Annotated in this window: 15 protein-coding genes; 6 read left to right on the forward strand and 9 right to left on the reverse strand. The window is 51.7% G+C overall.

Annotated features, from left to right (window positions below):
- The 3 genes from proC to LOK74_RS17170 all read left to right on the forward strand — a co-directional run bounded on the left by proC (nt 1) and on the right by LOK74_RS17170 (nt 2,116).
- On the forward strand, nt 1–858 hold the full coding sequence (gene proC, locus LOK74_RS17160) for a pyrroline-5-carboxylate reductase (protein ID WP_230047043.1): 858 nt from the start codon (nt 1–3) through the stop codon (nt 856–858).
- Between the two features lie 79 nt (nt 859–937).
- Nucleotides 938–1,750 (forward strand): hypothetical protein, encoded by an 813-nt coding sequence (locus LOK74_RS17165; protein WP_230043235.1) that lies wholly within the window; start codon nt 938–940, stop codon nt 1,748–1,750.
- 168 nt (nt 1,751–1,918) lie between these two features.
- Entirely contained in the window at nt 1,919–2,116 is a 198-nt protein-coding gene (locus LOK74_RS17170) for a hypothetical protein (protein WP_230043236.1), read from the forward strand.
- Here the strand turns inward: LOK74_RS17170 and LOK74_RS17175 are convergent.
- The 4 genes from LOK74_RS17175 to LOK74_RS17190 all read right to left on the reverse strand — a co-directional run bounded on the left by LOK74_RS17175 (nt 2,087) and on the right by LOK74_RS17190 (nt 6,402).
- Complete coding sequence (locus LOK74_RS17175) at nt 2,087–3,277, reverse strand: MFS transporter (protein WP_230043237.1); 1,191 nt, start codon at nt 3,275–3,277, stop codon at nt 2,087–2,089. The genes LOK74_RS17170 and LOK74_RS17175 overlap by 30 nt on opposite strands.
- 28 nt (nt 3,278–3,305) lie before the next feature.
- Entirely contained in the window at nt 3,306–4,244 is a 939-nt protein-coding gene (locus LOK74_RS17180; RefSeq protein ID WP_230043238.1) for a 4-hydroxy-3-methylbut-2-enyl diphosphate reductase, read from the reverse strand.
- 43 nt (nt 4,245–4,287) lie between these two features.
- The gene (gene panE, locus LOK74_RS17185; RefSeq protein WP_230043239.1) at nt 4,288–5,214 is read right to left on the reverse strand and encodes a 2-dehydropantoate 2-reductase; all 927 of its coding nucleotides are present in this window, start codon (nt 5,212–5,214) and stop codon (nt 4,288–4,290) included.
- Nucleotides 5,215–5,313: 99 nt separating this feature from the next.
- Nucleotides 5,314–6,402 carry a quinone-dependent dihydroorotate dehydrogenase gene (locus tag LOK74_RS17190; RefSeq protein ID WP_230043240.1) on the reverse strand — a complete coding sequence of 363 codons (1,089 nt, stop codon included), beginning with the start codon at nt 6,400–6,402 and terminating at the stop codon, nt 5,314–5,316.
- Nucleotides 6,403–6,594: 192 nt separating this feature from the next.
- On the opposite strand from LOK74_RS17190, the gene LOK74_RS17195 reads away from it, so the two are divergent.
- Nucleotides 6,595–8,217, forward strand: a complete 1,623-nt coding sequence (locus tag LOK74_RS17195) for a putative periplasmic lipoprotein (protein ID WP_230043241.1) — start codon at nt 6,595–6,597, stop codon at nt 8,215–8,217.
- Between the two features lie 358 nt (nt 8,218–8,575).
- On the opposite strand, the gene ald is transcribed toward LOK74_RS17195, so the two are convergent.
- The 5 genes from ald to LOK74_RS17220 all read right to left on the reverse strand — a co-directional run bounded on the left by ald (nt 8,576) and on the right by LOK74_RS17220 (nt 13,763).
- A complete protein-coding gene (gene ald, locus LOK74_RS17200; protein ID WP_230043242.1) occupies nt 8,576–9,700 on the reverse strand; it encodes an alanine dehydrogenase in 1,125 nt (374 codons plus the stop codon).
- Nucleotides 9,701–9,840: 140 nt separating this feature from the next.
- Nucleotides 9,841–11,082: a PucR family transcriptional regulator gene (locus LOK74_RS17205; RefSeq protein ID WP_230043243.1), complete on the reverse strand. Its 1,242-nt coding sequence runs from the start codon at nt 11,080–11,082 to the stop codon at nt 9,841–9,843.
- Between the two features lie 67 nt (nt 11,083–11,149).
- Entirely contained in the window at nt 11,150–11,503 is a 354-nt protein-coding gene (locus LOK74_RS17210; RefSeq protein WP_277613393.1) for a response regulator, read from the reverse strand.
- A 110-nt stretch (nt 11,504–11,613) separates the two neighbouring features.
- Complete coding sequence (locus tag LOK74_RS17215) at nt 11,614–11,811, reverse strand: hypothetical protein (protein ID WP_230043244.1); 198 nt, start codon at nt 11,809–11,811, stop codon at nt 11,614–11,616.
- Nucleotides 11,812–11,882: 71 nt separating this feature from the next.
- Nucleotides 11,883–13,763 carry a PAS domain S-box protein gene (locus LOK74_RS17220; RefSeq protein ID WP_230043245.1) on the reverse strand — a complete coding sequence of 627 codons (1,881 nt, stop codon included), beginning with the start codon at nt 13,761–13,763 and terminating at the stop codon, nt 11,883–11,885.
- 277 nt (nt 13,764–14,040) lie between these two features.
- Between LOK74_RS17220 and LOK74_RS17225 the strand changes: the two genes are divergently transcribed.
- Both LOK74_RS17225 and LOK74_RS17230 read left to right on the forward strand, forming a co-directional pair.
- Nucleotides 14,041–14,604, forward strand: a complete 564-nt coding sequence (locus LOK74_RS17225) for a thioredoxin family protein (protein WP_230043246.1) — start codon at nt 14,041–14,043, stop codon at nt 14,602–14,604.
- Nucleotides 14,605–14,628: 24 nt separating this feature from the next.
- Nucleotides 14,629–14,904: a hypothetical protein gene (locus LOK74_RS17230; protein WP_230043247.1), complete on the forward strand. Its 276-nt coding sequence runs from the start codon at nt 14,629–14,631 to the stop codon at nt 14,902–14,904.
- The last annotated feature ends 58 nt before the right edge of the window (nt 14,905–14,962 follow it).

Below are 14,962 nucleotides of genomic sequence, written 5' to 3' on the forward strand. Positions count from 1 at the left end.
ATGACTGCTCAACACGACGTACTTGCCCATGTTCGCATCGGATTCCTCGGTGCAGGTTCGATCGTCGAAGCGATGCTAGGTGGAATCCTGCAGAACAACCTGCTTCCCGCTGAGCGAATCACCGTTGTCAACCGCAGCGGCGGACAGCGTTTAACCCACTTGTCCGCAAAGTATGGTGTGCAGACTGCTACGGACAAGACTCTCTTGGTGGAGCAAAGCGATATTCTGATCCTGGCCATCAAGCCAAAGGATGCGGCAGAAGCGTGTCAATGCCTGCATGGCCAGATCCGCCCTGATCAGTTGGTGATCTCGGTCATCGCCGGTGTCTCCACTGAATGCATACAAAACTGGTTGGGTGTTGACTGTCCGGTCATTCGCACGATGCCCAACACATCCTCCGCCGTCGGTCACTCGGTTACAGGGATCGCCCGCGGCCGCCACACCAGCGAATCGCATCTGGAAGTAGCGCTCCGCTTGTTTGAAGCGATCGGTTCCGTCTACGCCGTCTCGGAAGATGAACTGGACATCTTGACCGGATTGACCGGGAGCGGTCCTGCCTACATCTACTACCTGGTCGAAGCGATGGAAGGAGCGGCGATCCAAGCAGGACTATCTCCTGAGATCGCCCGCCAGCTCACCGTGCAAACCCTGCTCGGCGCTGCTCAGATGCTGATCCAGACCAATGAAGAGCCAGCTACTCTGCGTCAAAAAGTGACCAGTCCCGGGGGCACCACCCAAGCCGGCCTGGAGGCCTTACAGTCGTATCACTTCCAACAAGCAGTCTCTGCCGCTGTTCTGCGTGCCGCCGAACGCTCCCGTGAATTGGGAGCTGCTTATCTAAAACCGTCTCCACGGTGACCCAACGTGGTATACTGGAAAAAGAAAAACCACAGGCCAAGCCTTTGCCGGCTGGCAGTCAGCCGAGGGAGGGGTATGTATGGAGATTTACGCTCTGTTTGGCTCAAGCGGCACCGGAAAAAGCTCCAGCGCGCTCGAACTGGCTCACCGCTACAAGATTGACGCGATCATCGATGATGGCATCCTGATTTATCAGGGGCGTAAGGCAGCCGGAGCGTCTGCCAAGTATGAAAAAACAAAAATACAGGCCGTGAAGCGAGCGATCTTTTTTTATCATGACCAAGCCGAAGATGTGCGCCAGGCGCTGCGCACGCTGCCGATCGAGCGACTTCTCATATTGGCGACTTCCCAGCGGATGATCAGCCGGATTGTTGACGCATTGGGACTGCCTCCTGTCAGTCACAATATCTCGATTGAATCGATCAAACCGGAGGACGAGATCAAGGCAGCCCGTTTTGTCCGGGAGACCCAGGGAAAGCACGTGATTCCCATCCCTCGTGTTGAAGTGGAGAAAGATTTCCTGCAGCGGCTAATCCACTCCGCCCAGCAGATCTTATCCCCCCGGAAAGAGATTATCGGCGAGTCCACCGTTGTTTATCCTCCGTTTTCCGGTGGCCGCATCCAGATCTACGAACAAGTGTTAAAAAAGATCGTACAGCACGTATGCTGCCGATTTCCACAGGTCGCACAGGTGCACAAGACGAAGTATCTGTTTGCCGATCTGCCCCGGCTTCATGTTTCGATCAGTCTGCGCTTGCCGTTTGGCGCCTCGATTCCCACCTGCACCATGACCATTCAGCAGGCCCTGTACGAAGAACTGGACTACTGCTTCAGCATCTTGCCGTCCAGTATCGACTTCACGATCGTTTCACTAGAAGTACAGACAGAATAGCTGCCTAGTGGGAAATGGAAAAACCCGCTTACCCAAAAGGGGAAGCGGGTCTTCTTGTCGTTACAAAAATCTGTAATAGGACGCACATGGTTGATCCATACTAGGAATTACAAAATGGAAAATCTGCTGCCTACGTTGCACATCACAACAAAAGGGAGTTGATCAGCCATGTTTCACCGTCTATACCATATGCGCTACCCGATCTTTGCCCTGCTGATGATTCTGACACTGTTGGCTCTGTACAGCGGACTGTCAGCCGGCCCATCCTCAGCGCCGGCAAAACGAAAAGCGGAAGAAGTTACGCTCATCCAGAATGGTTCCAGCCCCCATTCAACCTCATTTTCGATACGGTCCGAAGCAGATTAGAACAAGCGGGATCAATCCGAGAATCGAAGCTGTACCAAAGAAGTAGTAGGTCGCAAGAATACCGGCATAGTCCATGATCACTCCACCCAACAGGTTGCAGGTCATGGAGCCCAGCCCGTGTCCGATGGAGGTAAAGATCGCCAATGCGGTCACCTGCAGGGAGTCTGGTGTATTTTCACGAACGTACTGGGCAGCCGAAGCCAGGTAAAACCCGACGGAGATCCCCTGAATAAAGAAGAGGGCAATCACCATCGTCGTACTTGGTGCCGTTCCATACCAAAACCAACGCAGGGCAGAAACGGTGCCCGCCAACAAGATAGTCAGCTCCAAACCATAGCGGCGGACGAAATATGACGATACCTTCATAAACGGGGCTTCACTGCCGGCGAACAGCAGAAAAGCAAGCCCGATCCCTGCAACCGTACCGCCAATGTGCTGATAGTAGATCGCAAACCAGATGTTATTGGCGTTGATTGCCCCAAAGATGAAGAATGAACTGACCAAAAACAGGACAAAACGAGGCAGTCGGATCAGTTCCCCTAATCCCCGAAAGACGTTGACGCTCATCTGCGTCCCTCCGTCGGGAATCCCGCGCAAAAAGAAAACGGCCATCACGAGAGCCGCTGCAAAGAAGTAGAAAATCACATGTGGCCCCCACGCCTGCACGCCCAATCCGGTGAAAAACACGGCCACGGCAAAGCCGACCGCTCCCCACAGACGCAAGTTGCCGAACTGCATCTTTTGCTTGATTGCGTACGTCAGCCCTAGACTGTCGGAGATCGGCACAAGGGCACACTGAAAGAGCGAAAGCACTGTAATCAACACGAGAATCCACGCGTAGGTACTGACCATCGTAAACAACAGCGAGATCCCGGCAGTGGCCAGCAGAGTAAGAACCAAAATGGGTTTGCGAATCTGGTAGCGGTCGCAAACCATTCCCCACAGAGGTTGTGCGATGATCGAGATGATCGGTGTTATCGAGCTGACGGTCCCGATCTGCGTTCCTGTCAATTGGATGGACTGGTAGTACTGCGAGATGAGCGGGTAAAAGGCTCCCAATCCATAGTAGATAAACAAATACAGTCCGCTAATGGAGAAGTAGGCGCGGACTGCATCGCTGCGACGTCCCTGCAGCAGTACGTTCGTTTCTGTATCTGGCATGGTCTTTCCCCGTTTCTATTCGTATCCCCTATCCTTTTACAGCCGGCAGGATCTTCCTCATGTTGACCGTACGGTTTTTCTCCCAGGTAGCCGGGTTGTTTTCATCGTACTGTTCCAAAAATGCAATCACTTCTTTGGTCAGTGGCGTTGGCGTAGAAGCACCGGAGGTAACCGCTACTCTTTGCTTGCCGTGCAGCCAATTGAGATCGAGCTCACTCAGATCAGCAATGCGGTAAGCCGGAACCCCGGAAATCTCCTCCGCTACCTGCGCCAATCGGTTGGAGTTGTTGCTGCGCGGATCGCCGACCACAATACATAGCTCTGCTTGCTTGGCCTGCTCGGCGACCGCTTCCTGACGGACTTGTGTCGCGAGGCAGATCTCATTGTGAATCTCCACATGTGGATAGCGGCGGACAATCGCGTCCATCAAGTGTTTGACATCCCATTGACTCATCGTCGTCTGGTTGGTGACGATCAGTTTTTTTCCGTCCAGTTCCAGTTTTTCTACGTCTTCCTGCGTTTGCACGAGGTGAACCCGCTCCGGCGCAATCCCAATCGCCCCTTCCGGCTCTGGATGCCCTTTCTTGCCGATGTAGATCACGTCATAGCCCTCTTTCAGCTTGTCGCGAATCAAATCGTGCGTCTTGGTTACGTCTGGGCAAGTGGCGTCAACGATCGTCAGGCCCTTCTCACTAGCTCGCTTGCGCACTTCCGGCGAAACGCCATGCGCTGTGAAGATGACCGTCCCCTCGTCGATTTGCTCCAGCAGGGAGAGACGATCCTCACCGTCCAGCGTGATAATCCCCTGCTCCTTAAAGGCTTCAACGACATGGGCGTTGTGGACGATCATCCCCAGGATGTAGATCGGTCTGGGCAGATCAAAGTTTTTTGCCGTCGTCACAGCCAACACCATAGCGTCCACGACACCATAACAATAGCCGCGCGGTGAGATTTTGACTACCTCCATGGTTCGCCCTCCTTCCATTCTGTGTGGATTCTGTTAGATCAAGCTAGATCTGCTGCATCCGTTTCAATTCGTACACCTTGAGATTGTGGTAAACGACCCGCAGTAAAGGTACGTTCACTTGTTTCGCCTCAGCCAGCCGAAGCAGGTAGCCTTGTAGATGGTCCGCTTCTACCGGCAGGCCTTTTTCCATATCGCGCAGCATCGAGGACTTCATCTTGTACCCCTGGGCTTCAAACACCTTCATCTGCCGGTCGACGATATCAGCAGCCATAGGGGCACCTGCTGCTTTCATCACCTCTGCCGCTTCCGTAAACAGCTGACGCGACAGCTCCAACCCGTACTCGGCATCGCGGATCGGCCCGACCGGCGCATTCATCAGTGTCGTCATCCCCGACAACGTGACAATAAACAAGTATTTGTTCCACATCTCTTCGATGATATGATCACTAGGCGTATACGTCGCCTTTGCACCAGCAAACAACTCCTGCAGCGCCTCAATCCGGCTGGTGCGGCTGCCGTCCCACTCGCCGTACTTCACTTCATGCGTTTTACTGGTTTGCCGCACGTCTCCGTTCTCATCGAGAGTGGATTCGATAAAGCACATGCCCCCGAGTACACGATGCGAACCAAACTGCTCTTGCAATCTTTCCATATGGGCAAAACCGTTTAAAAGCGGCAGTACCGTAGTCTGCTCCCCGACGTAGGGTCGAATGCTCTCAATCCCTTCGTCCAAGTGGTACGCCTTCATCGTCAAGATTACCAGGTCAAACGGACCCGCTGGCTCGCTTGAGACGATCAGTTTCGGTTGGATATGGGCATCTCCGTGAACACTGTGAATCCGCAGACCGCGTGCGGCAAGCTGTTGACGTCGCTTTTCCCGCACCAAAAAGGTGACGTCCGCCCCCTTCTCTGCCAGTCTCCCCCCAAAGTAACCCCCAACTGCCCCTGCACCCAGCACCAGCACTCGCATGCCAATCCCCTCCTGGCCGTTCGATTTTTCTGTTTCTCTCATGTAGCTATTGTACACGAAATCATCCGCAGCCAAAAGCATCCGACTGCATCGGTGCTGCTATCGGGCATCCGCCCCCACAGCCTGCTCGACAGAGGAAAAACCGTCGCGTTCCAGCAGTTGGATGAGTCGTTTGTTGATCGCCTGGACGATGCCGGGTCCCTGATAGATCATACCCGTGTAGACCTGCACCAGATCGGCGCCCGCGCGAATCTTCGCATACGCGTCATCGCCGTCAAAGATGCCGCCTACTCCGATGATCGGCAGCTTGTCGCCTACCTCCTGCCGAATCTCCCGAATCCATTCGGTTGAACGGGCTGTGAGCGGACGCCCGCTTAGCCCACCTGCCTGTCGGCTGGTTTCCGCATCCCGCAGCCCTTCCCGCGACAAGGTCGTATTGGTGGCGACGATTCCGTCCAATCCGACGTCCAGTGCCACCTGGATCACATCCCGCATCTGCTCGTCGGTCATGTCCGGTGCTACTTTCAGGAGGATCGGCTTGGAGGGTTCCCCTCTTTGCACCCATTCATCCTTTTTGATCTTGATCGCTTCCAGCAGCTTGCGCAAACTCTCCGTCTGCTGCAAATCGCGAAGATTAGGTGTGTTGGGAGAACTCACGTTGACCACAAAGTAATGGCCATATGGATATAGTGTATCCAAGCATGTTTCATAATCACGCGCCGCTTCCTCATTGGGAGTATGCTTGTTTTTCCCGATGTTGATCCCGATCGGCACATTGGCGGCAGCATAGCGGCTCAAGTTCTGGGCCGCATGGTCGGCTCCCAGGTTGTTAAAGCCCATCCGGTTAATCACTGCCTCATCCTCGATCAGCCGAAACAGGCGAGGACGTTCGTTGCCCTGCTGAGCGACAGGTGTAATCGTACCGACCTCGACAAACCCAAATCCAAGTGCTGCCAGGGCATGGTACACTTCCGCATTTTTGTCAAAGCCGGCGGCCAGCCCTACCGGATTGGGAAAGCGGGTGCCCCACAGCCGCGTCTCCAGCCGTTTATCATGATAACCGTACATCAGTTGGAGCACCTGTTTTCCGCCTGGTGCACGAGAAGCAAAACGAAGCGCTCCGGTCACCTGCTCATGGGCCGCTTCGGGGTCTAATCGGAATAAAAATCTCTTCATCAACTGGTACATATGGCCACTCCCTGCAAACATACTCTGCCTACGAGCATAGCATATTTTATGTGGACAGGCATAGCAGGGCGAACGGTGATTGACTTACCCACGATTGCTAAAGAAAAAAAGAATCAACATTTGATATAAAGAGAATATTATGATATTGTGTGGATAAGCATTTTAACAAAAATGCCCAAATGAGGTGATTTTTTGAACAAGTTTACACTAATCCTCTTATCTCTGTTTTTGTTTTATGGATGTTCTCTAGAATCTGACAACGTGGACAGCCAAAGCACTAGCTCACCGGGGGTAGGGTACCTTGAACTGGATGCGAAACTTGAGGATGCAATCGTAAATGAGAAGAAAGGAAAGGGAAAGGTAAAAATCACTCTCAACGTGACAAAAGAAACCAAGGCGGACATTCATTTAACCTACAGCTTATTTGAGTGGCAAGATGATCGTTATCTCGAACCCATTGCAGAAGAAACTTTGTTCAAAGATCATGTAAAAGTGAATGAACATAAAAAAATAAATGTACCGTTTGATAACTTAAAGCCTGCTGAGTACATGGTTACATTACAAGCTACTTCTAAACAAAATGAACATATCACTTGGGGAGCATCAAAAACAATACATTTTACGGTTACTGAAGAAACAATTAAGGACGGTTGGGAAAAAAGAAAACAGAAACCCGGACGGGCTGAGTACGAACCGAATTCTGGCAGCCCCAATATACAGATCTTAGATGAGGAATTACCTGAACCTCCTGATGAGGATGACGAAAAAACCTCAGCGAACGAGACAACATCACGTGACCAGCCAACAACTAATGAACAATCAATAAGCACTAGTACGGATATTAGTGGGGTGTTTAAGTACTATGACGAAAACGGCAGATCAGACGAAGTAAACGGCGCTCATGTAAAAGTATATGATAAAACTAAATATTACACTTGGAACTTCTTAGATAGTGATTACACCGATAGTTATGGGGAATGGGAACTCAATGATGTTACAATTCCCTCAGACTCTATCTCCAGTGATTCTTTAACGGTTTATGCAGTACTTTACTCACTTACAAATTCTTCTGTTGACGTTGAGGATGATAGCTCAATTACATACAGATGGCAAACTCCCGCAGTCGCCAATGTATATTCCGGTTCGATTGGAACGTACTATATTCAAGATGATAATAAACGTGCAATATGGATTATGCATCAAATAGATAGCGTGTATAGAAAATTAGATAACTATGATACTAGTACAAATGTACCGCTTAGAAAAGCATATGTAGAATGGGATATCTCTACTTCAAGAGTTGCTTACTTCGATGGCTATAATCACACAATTTATTTAAGTCATGATAGCGCGGATAATGGCAGTTCAGTGGTAATGCATGAAGCTGCTCACAGTTACATGTGGGATGTATATGACAGCTGGTTTCCAAGTGACAGTTGCCCAAAGCCACACTATATAACGAAAGCCTCAAATGCGGAATGCGCATGGAAAGAAGGGTGGGCGGATTTTTTACCGCTTGTTATAAAAAACGATCCGTATTTTAGATTCCCTAATGGATCTGCTATTGATATGGAGAATACAAGTAGTTTTGATTTAGGTGATACAGTAGAAGGCAGAATTGCTGGTTCCCTTTGGGATATGTACGATTCTAATAACGATGGACAAGACACGCACACCTATGCGTTCTCCAATATTTATGAGGCGATGTATAATTCAAGGGTAGCGAACTTTTCTGATTACTGGTATGAGTGGTTATATCTCGCAAACCCAGCAATTGCTGAAGATTGTTTAAATCAAAACTCTATTAACTATTAATATAAAAATCTAAGAGGGGGGACTATGTCCCCCAGACAAAATCTCGGTATAGGCGGAGAGTAGCTCTTTTCCGGAAGGAGCAACTTTTGCCGACCAGCCCAGCGGAGCCAGTCCGAAGCGGAGGCTTTCGGGCGCAACTCTGAGATACTTTGTAGCAGCACCACTTTTGCGCCCGACCGCTTTGGACTGGCACATCGGACAGTTCCGCTTCCTCGCAGGTTGGCAACGGCGCGACTGGAGGAAAAGAGCTACTCTCCCCTGCGCCGCTCCCCTTTGTATACAGACTGAAAGAACCTGACGAGCAGGTTCTTCCTCCAGTATCGTATCTGGTTGACCTCAGTGTTTTTACCACCGGGTTTTAGTTTTTCACCAGCAAAATATCCTCAATCGGGACGTACGGCAGCCCGTGGGCTTCGGCAACGGCACGGTAGCTCACCTTGCCGCCGATCACGTTTACCCCTTTGGCCAGCACCCGATTGTCTCGAATCGCCGCCTGATAGCCTTTGTTCGCCAGCTGCAGCGCATACGGAACGGTTACGTTGGTCAGTGCCAGCGTAGAGGTGCGGGCCACAGCGCCCGGCATGTTGGCTACGGCATAGTGGATCACGCCGTGCTTTACATAGGTCGGGTTATCGTGCGTCGTGATCCGGTCAATCGTCTCGATTGAACCGCCCTGGTCGATCGCCACGTCCACGATCACCGAGCCAGGCGTCATCGACTTGACCATCTCTTCGGTCACCAGACGCGGGGCACGTGCTCCAGGAATCAGGACAGCCCCCACCACCAGGTCTGCCTTTTGCACCGCATTGGCGATGTTGAAGCTGTTGGACATCAGCGTCTGCGCGCGCCCCTGGAACAGATCATCCAGCTGACGCAGTCGATCCGCACTAATATCGAGGATCGTCACGTTGGCTCCCAAACCGACTGCCATCTTGGCTGCATTGGTGCCGACGATTCCCCCGCCGACTACGACAACTTCGCCCTTCTGCACCCCTGGGACACCACCCAGCAGAACTCCTTTGCCGCCGTACTGCTTCTCCAGGAATTGAGCCCCGATCTGTACAGCCATCCGTCCCGCTACTTCACTCATCGGCGTGAGCAGCGGCAGTGCACCGTTGTCCAACTGGATCGTCTCATAGGCGATGGCAACTACTTTTTTCTCCATCAGGGCACGGGTCAGTTCCGGCTCCGGTGCGAGATGCAGATAGGTGAACAGGATCTGCTCTTCACGGAAAAAACGGTACTCGGAAGGAAGTGGTTCCTTTACCTTCATCACCATGTCGACATTCCAGGCGTCTGCCGCATCTGGAACAATGGTCGCTCCTACCGCTTGATAGTCTAGATCGGTAAATCCACTGCCGAGGCCGGCATTGGTCTCGATCCGCACCTCGTGTCCGTTCTGCACCAATGCGGTCACACCAGCAGGAGTAATCGCCACACGGTTCTCATTGTTCTTAATCTCTTTTGGAATCCCTACGATCATCAGTTAAGCGCCCTCCTTTTTTCCATCACCGCAATTGTTTGCTTAGTTCCATTTTACAGCGATTTGAACCGAATCTCATTGGCGATTCCTTTGAGTTGAACAGACTCCATTTGTGAAAATCCACAAAGAGAAAAGCCCGGCTATTTGCCAGGCTCCTTTCCAATCTTGGCCATCTTTAAGTCCAGATAGAGACTGGTTCGCTGATTGGCATCATCCAGATCAACGCCAATAATCTCTTCAATGCGGCGCAGTCGATAGCTCAGTGTATTGATGTGGATATGCAGTTTCCTGGAGGTGATGTTTACCTTCCCCACCGTGTCGAGAAACGTCTCCAGGGTAAGCAGCAGGTTGGTCTGATTTTCGTCGTCATACTGCTTCAAGCGAATCAATCGTTCATTTTCGTATCCTTCGGCATCGGCCCATTTTTTTAACTGCGGAAGAAAGCGGTAGATGCCTAGTTCGGAGTAGCCTCGTACATTTCGTGTTTCATCGGGAAAGAGTCGTTTTACCTGCAGTACCTGCAGCGCTTCGCGATAGCTTCGGGCCACATCGGTAAACATGTGATACATCCGTCCGTACACGCCAAGCGTCTGCTCTTCGCGAAACCGCTCCTGTACCTTGCCGGCCGATTCGGACAGGAAGTGCTCCACGTACTGCGGCAGCGACATCCCCTCGGATGCGGCCACAGCGGGCAGGCCAACCAGGATCACCATCTGGGTTCCATCTGCCACCCAGAGCATCTTGTCACGCTGCAGCAGCGGATAGAGAAATTGTTCCAGCCGTGGAGCGGCGGACTCAATGATGCAGACGATGTACGGATTGGGCAGGTGGAGCTGCAGACTCTCCTGCTTTCGTCGGATGGCCGTTTCGCTGCTGTGGTTGCCCAGCAGCAGTTCCCAAAAAAACTCTTTTCTCCGCTGATCCTCTGCCCGCCGTTTCCCTTGACGTTCAAGCAGCCGGGAGACGGCCACCCGGGCTGCCTGTCGCAGAATCTCATCATCTTCGGGAGTAAAAGGGCGATTCACCTCTTGCGCCCAGATGTAGCCCAGCACATCCGCCCCTTTGCGAATGGCGATGGCGACCCGATTGCCCAGTCCCACCTCATCCTTGGCCGGTACATGCACCGGATAATCGTGTGTCCATAACAGTTGAAACACGCCGTCCTTCCACAGCCGGGTCAGCACCCGCTCCGGCACACGACGGCCCATAATCGTTGACCAACGTGCATGATCGGTACTTTCACCATGCGAGCTGTAGGCAATGAGCTTATGGTCTACATCTTCTATCGTAATCGGATTCTCCAGCAGTTCACCGATCGCGTCCGCCAACTCATCGATGTCCGCATGTTGGAATTGGTCAAAATAGCCTTTATCAGCAGCCACTACCTCACACCCTTTTTATCTGACGTCCAGCTACGGCTTTTTGACAGGAACATTCAGATGGACAGCCTTATACCCAGCGGGAGATGGCATCAAGCAGACGCTCTTTTTGAAACGGCTTGACGATGAAATCTTTCGCCCCCAGCTTCATCGCCTCCAGGACAATCTGTCGCTGTCCCATTGCCGAACACATCAGGATTTTGGCATCCGGGTCGTGGGCGATGATCTCCCGTAACGCATCGATCCCTTGTATATCTGGCATGGTCACATCCATCGTCACAATGTCTGGAGAGAGTTCCTTGTACAACCGGATCGCTTCCCTGCCATTGCCAGCTTCACCGCACACTTCGTGTTCGCCTTCCAGCATCTCGATTAGTATCTTCCGCATAAAGGCCGTATCCTCCACGATCAACACTCGGGCCACCCCGATACCTCCTCCATCCCGCATGATCACTTTCTAGTTTTACTCTTGCAAAAAAATCGTCAATTGTCCATGATTTCTTCCAAATAGAAAAAAGCACCGCTGCCGGTGCTTTACGGTTTAAATCCAATCGGTGGGAGCTCTACTTTCACTCCGTCTGCGGACAGGTCTGCTGCCGTGCTGGTTCGCTGCTCAGCCTGTGGATTTGGTGATGTCGGGTGCGGTGTCGTCTCCTCGATCTCAGGACGGTTCACGTGTGTGACTTCATCGGGTATGTCGATCTGCGGTATTTCCGGCACATGTTTTTCCATGGGTCTCCCTCCTAGCGTTTTGGTGTACGCAGCTTAGGGTTTCCCAAGCAAGACAGGTTTATCAATGACGATCAGGAGATGGGCAGCACAATATCTACTTTCGTTCCCTTTCCAATCTGGCTGGAAAACGAAATAGTCCCTTGATGATCCTGGATAATTTTATAACTGACCATTAATCCAAGTCCCGTTCCCTTTTCTTTTGTCGTATAGAATGGCTCGCCCAATCTGGGCAGACGATCCTCCGGAATACCGCATCCCTGGTCGATTATACTAATAATGACGCGATCCGCTTCCTGACAGCCGACACGGATCATAATCTCCCCTCCGCTTTGCGGCATGGCTTCAAGAGCGTTCTTCAGCAAGTTGATAAATACCTGCTTCAACTGGTTTTCGACACACAAGATGGGCAGCTCCTCCACTTCGAATGCCGTGCGAATCTCTACTTTCCGCATGATCGCCTGGGTATCGAGCAGGGAGATCACGTTTTTGAGCAGGCTGATTACGTTTTTTTGTTCAAACGTAAACACCTGTGGTTTGGCCAGAAGCAGCAGTTCGCCAACAATCGAGTTAATCCGATCCAATTCGGACAACATAATCTCAAAATAGTGATCATGCTTGCTCTCCGACGATCTCAACAGCTGGATAAATCCCTTCAGCGCGGTTAGAGGATTGCGGATCTCATGGGCAACCCCCGCCGCCAATTCTCCTACAGCAGACAGCTTGTCCGACTTGCGCAGCAGATCTTCCGTCTTTTTGCGGTCGGCGATGTCCCGCCCGATCACTACAAGCGCCTGACGCTTGCCGGAAGCATGAAAGATAGGGACCTTGCTCACATCAAACGTTCGTACCGAGCCATCTGGCTGCGCAATCATTTCTTCGATCCGAACCGCATGACCAGCCGCCCACGCTTGCTCGTCAGAGGCCTCGCAAGATTTCAATGCTCCCCGGAAGGATTTGCTATATTCAGCCAGTTCTGAATCTTTTTTGCCTTTGTAATCTACACCTTCCAATTGAAACAACTGAACAGCGAATTCGTTGGCGTCCAGCCATCTCCCCTGACCATCCTTGAGACAGATGAAATCAGGCATCGCGTTGATCAGGGTGCGCAGCTGCTGTTCACTCTCCTGCAGGCTCTCCTCTGCTCGCTTCTGTTCCGTGACGTCTTTGGCGATCAGGTACACTCCGACTATCGCCTCGTCAACAATGATCGGAACATTGGTGACGTTCAACTCGATCCTCCAATCATGTCGGTCTCTGATCGCAAACTCGTCGCTCTGCCGAACGCCTTGTTTGGCCAACCCGAATAATCGCCTTGCTTTATCTTCGTCTACGACCAAAGAATCCAGCGGTTTGTGATTCACCTCTTCCGGGCGGTATCCGGTAATCCGGTAAAATGCGTTGTTGGCCGAAACCAACCGGCCCTGCAGATCAAGCGAACATACCAGGTCAAGATTGTGCTCAAACAGCGATTTGTAGCGCTGTTCCTCCTCCTTGAGCCGCCGCTCCGTTCTTCTCCACTCCGTGATGTCGACGCAGGAGGCAATCACCTCGATTACCCGACCGTCTCGCTTGATTGGTTTTAAGGAGGCACGAAGCTGGATTCCATTTCCTGCACTCACCTCGTAGACCACATCTTCCCCTTGCCACGCCCGTTCATAGTACGGTAATTTTTCGTCCACAAGGTGTTTAGGAAGAAAATCATGTAATTCTTTGCCCACTACTTGTTCCGGCGTCATTTCCATCCGGTACAGGAGTTCACCGTCACAAATCGTATGGACGAAGCGATCCCCTTCCTTTCGAAAGGCAAAAATCATTCCTTGCTGCTGCCTGACCACTTCCCTGAAATCTTCCTGAACACAGCGCAGCTTCTCCTCAAGGCACGGACGCTGGCTATCCTGACCCAGTCCGGCACTGATGCACTCTACAACGTCTACCGGTCGATCCCGCTTCATCCGTTTCCGCCCCCTAATGGATTCCTTGACAAAACCTTACATTCCCTTTCAGCATAGTAAACATGGCCCATGACAACAAGCACATCTCTCCGACAGGCTTCGACAACTATGCCCCTGCTCAACCACGGTTCGTCAAAATCGGGCGGCAACGAAGGCAGCCTGAACCTGTCTGTGGATGATGGGCAAGAATCGCCTCCATCACCGTGAAGTGAGGTTGACAATGTGATACAGTATAGATAAACCATATTTTTAACTGGTAGAAAGGAGAGGTATAGCCATGGCATTGACGGAATCGAACATGTTTCCACTAGGCACCATTGCCCCTACTTTTTCGCTCCCTAACGTCGTATCGGGAGAAACCGTTTCTTTAGAACAACTACGCTCTTCCAAAGCAACGGTCATCATGTTTATCTGCAACCATTGTCCATACGTCAAGCACGTGCAGAACCAACTGATCGAACTGGCCAACGACTATCTGCCGAAGGGCATCTCTTTTATTGCGATCAGCGCTAATGACGCAGAACAGTACCCGGATGATTCGCCGCAAAAAATGAAAGAGGTGGCACAAGCGTTGGGCTATCCCTTCCCTTACCTGTACGACGAGACACAAGAGGTAGCCAAGGCGTATCAAGCAGCCTGCACGCCCGATTTTTACATCTTCGACGGCCTGTTGCGCTGTGTCTACCGTGGCCAACTGGATGATTCCCGGCCGGGTAACGACATTCCGGTTACAGGCCGTTACATCCGGGACGCACTCAATCAACTGTTAGCGGGAGAATCGGTTACTGTTGAGCAGAAGCCAAGCATTGGTTGCAATATCAAGTGGAAGCAAACCGTCTGAGGAGCAAGGCGGACGAACCTGGGGATGAGCGAGCAAAACGGAAAACCGACGGTTCATCTGATCGTCCGAGGATTGATGGGTGTCAGCCTGGTGGCTTGCTGGTACGTCGTCGGGCGAATCTATGGGTACCACACGATCTGTGAGGTGCTCCCTTCCAACCGTCCAGACGGCTTGCCGCAGGCCTACGGGTTGAGAGAAGTGATCTCCCCGTTTGGCTGGTGCTGGTGGGTTGGTATACCACTCGCGGGGATCATGTTGTATCTGGTATATAGCCGCAAAAAGAGGTTGCAAATAAAGTAACAAAAATAAAAATCCCCGTTCACCCACTCGATACAGGGGGAAACGGGGATTGTATTTG

Source organism: Brevibacillus humidisoli, assembly GCF_020923435.1.
GTDB lineage: Bacteria > Bacillota > Bacilli > Brevibacillales > Brevibacillaceae > Brevibacillus_E > Brevibacillus_E humidisoli.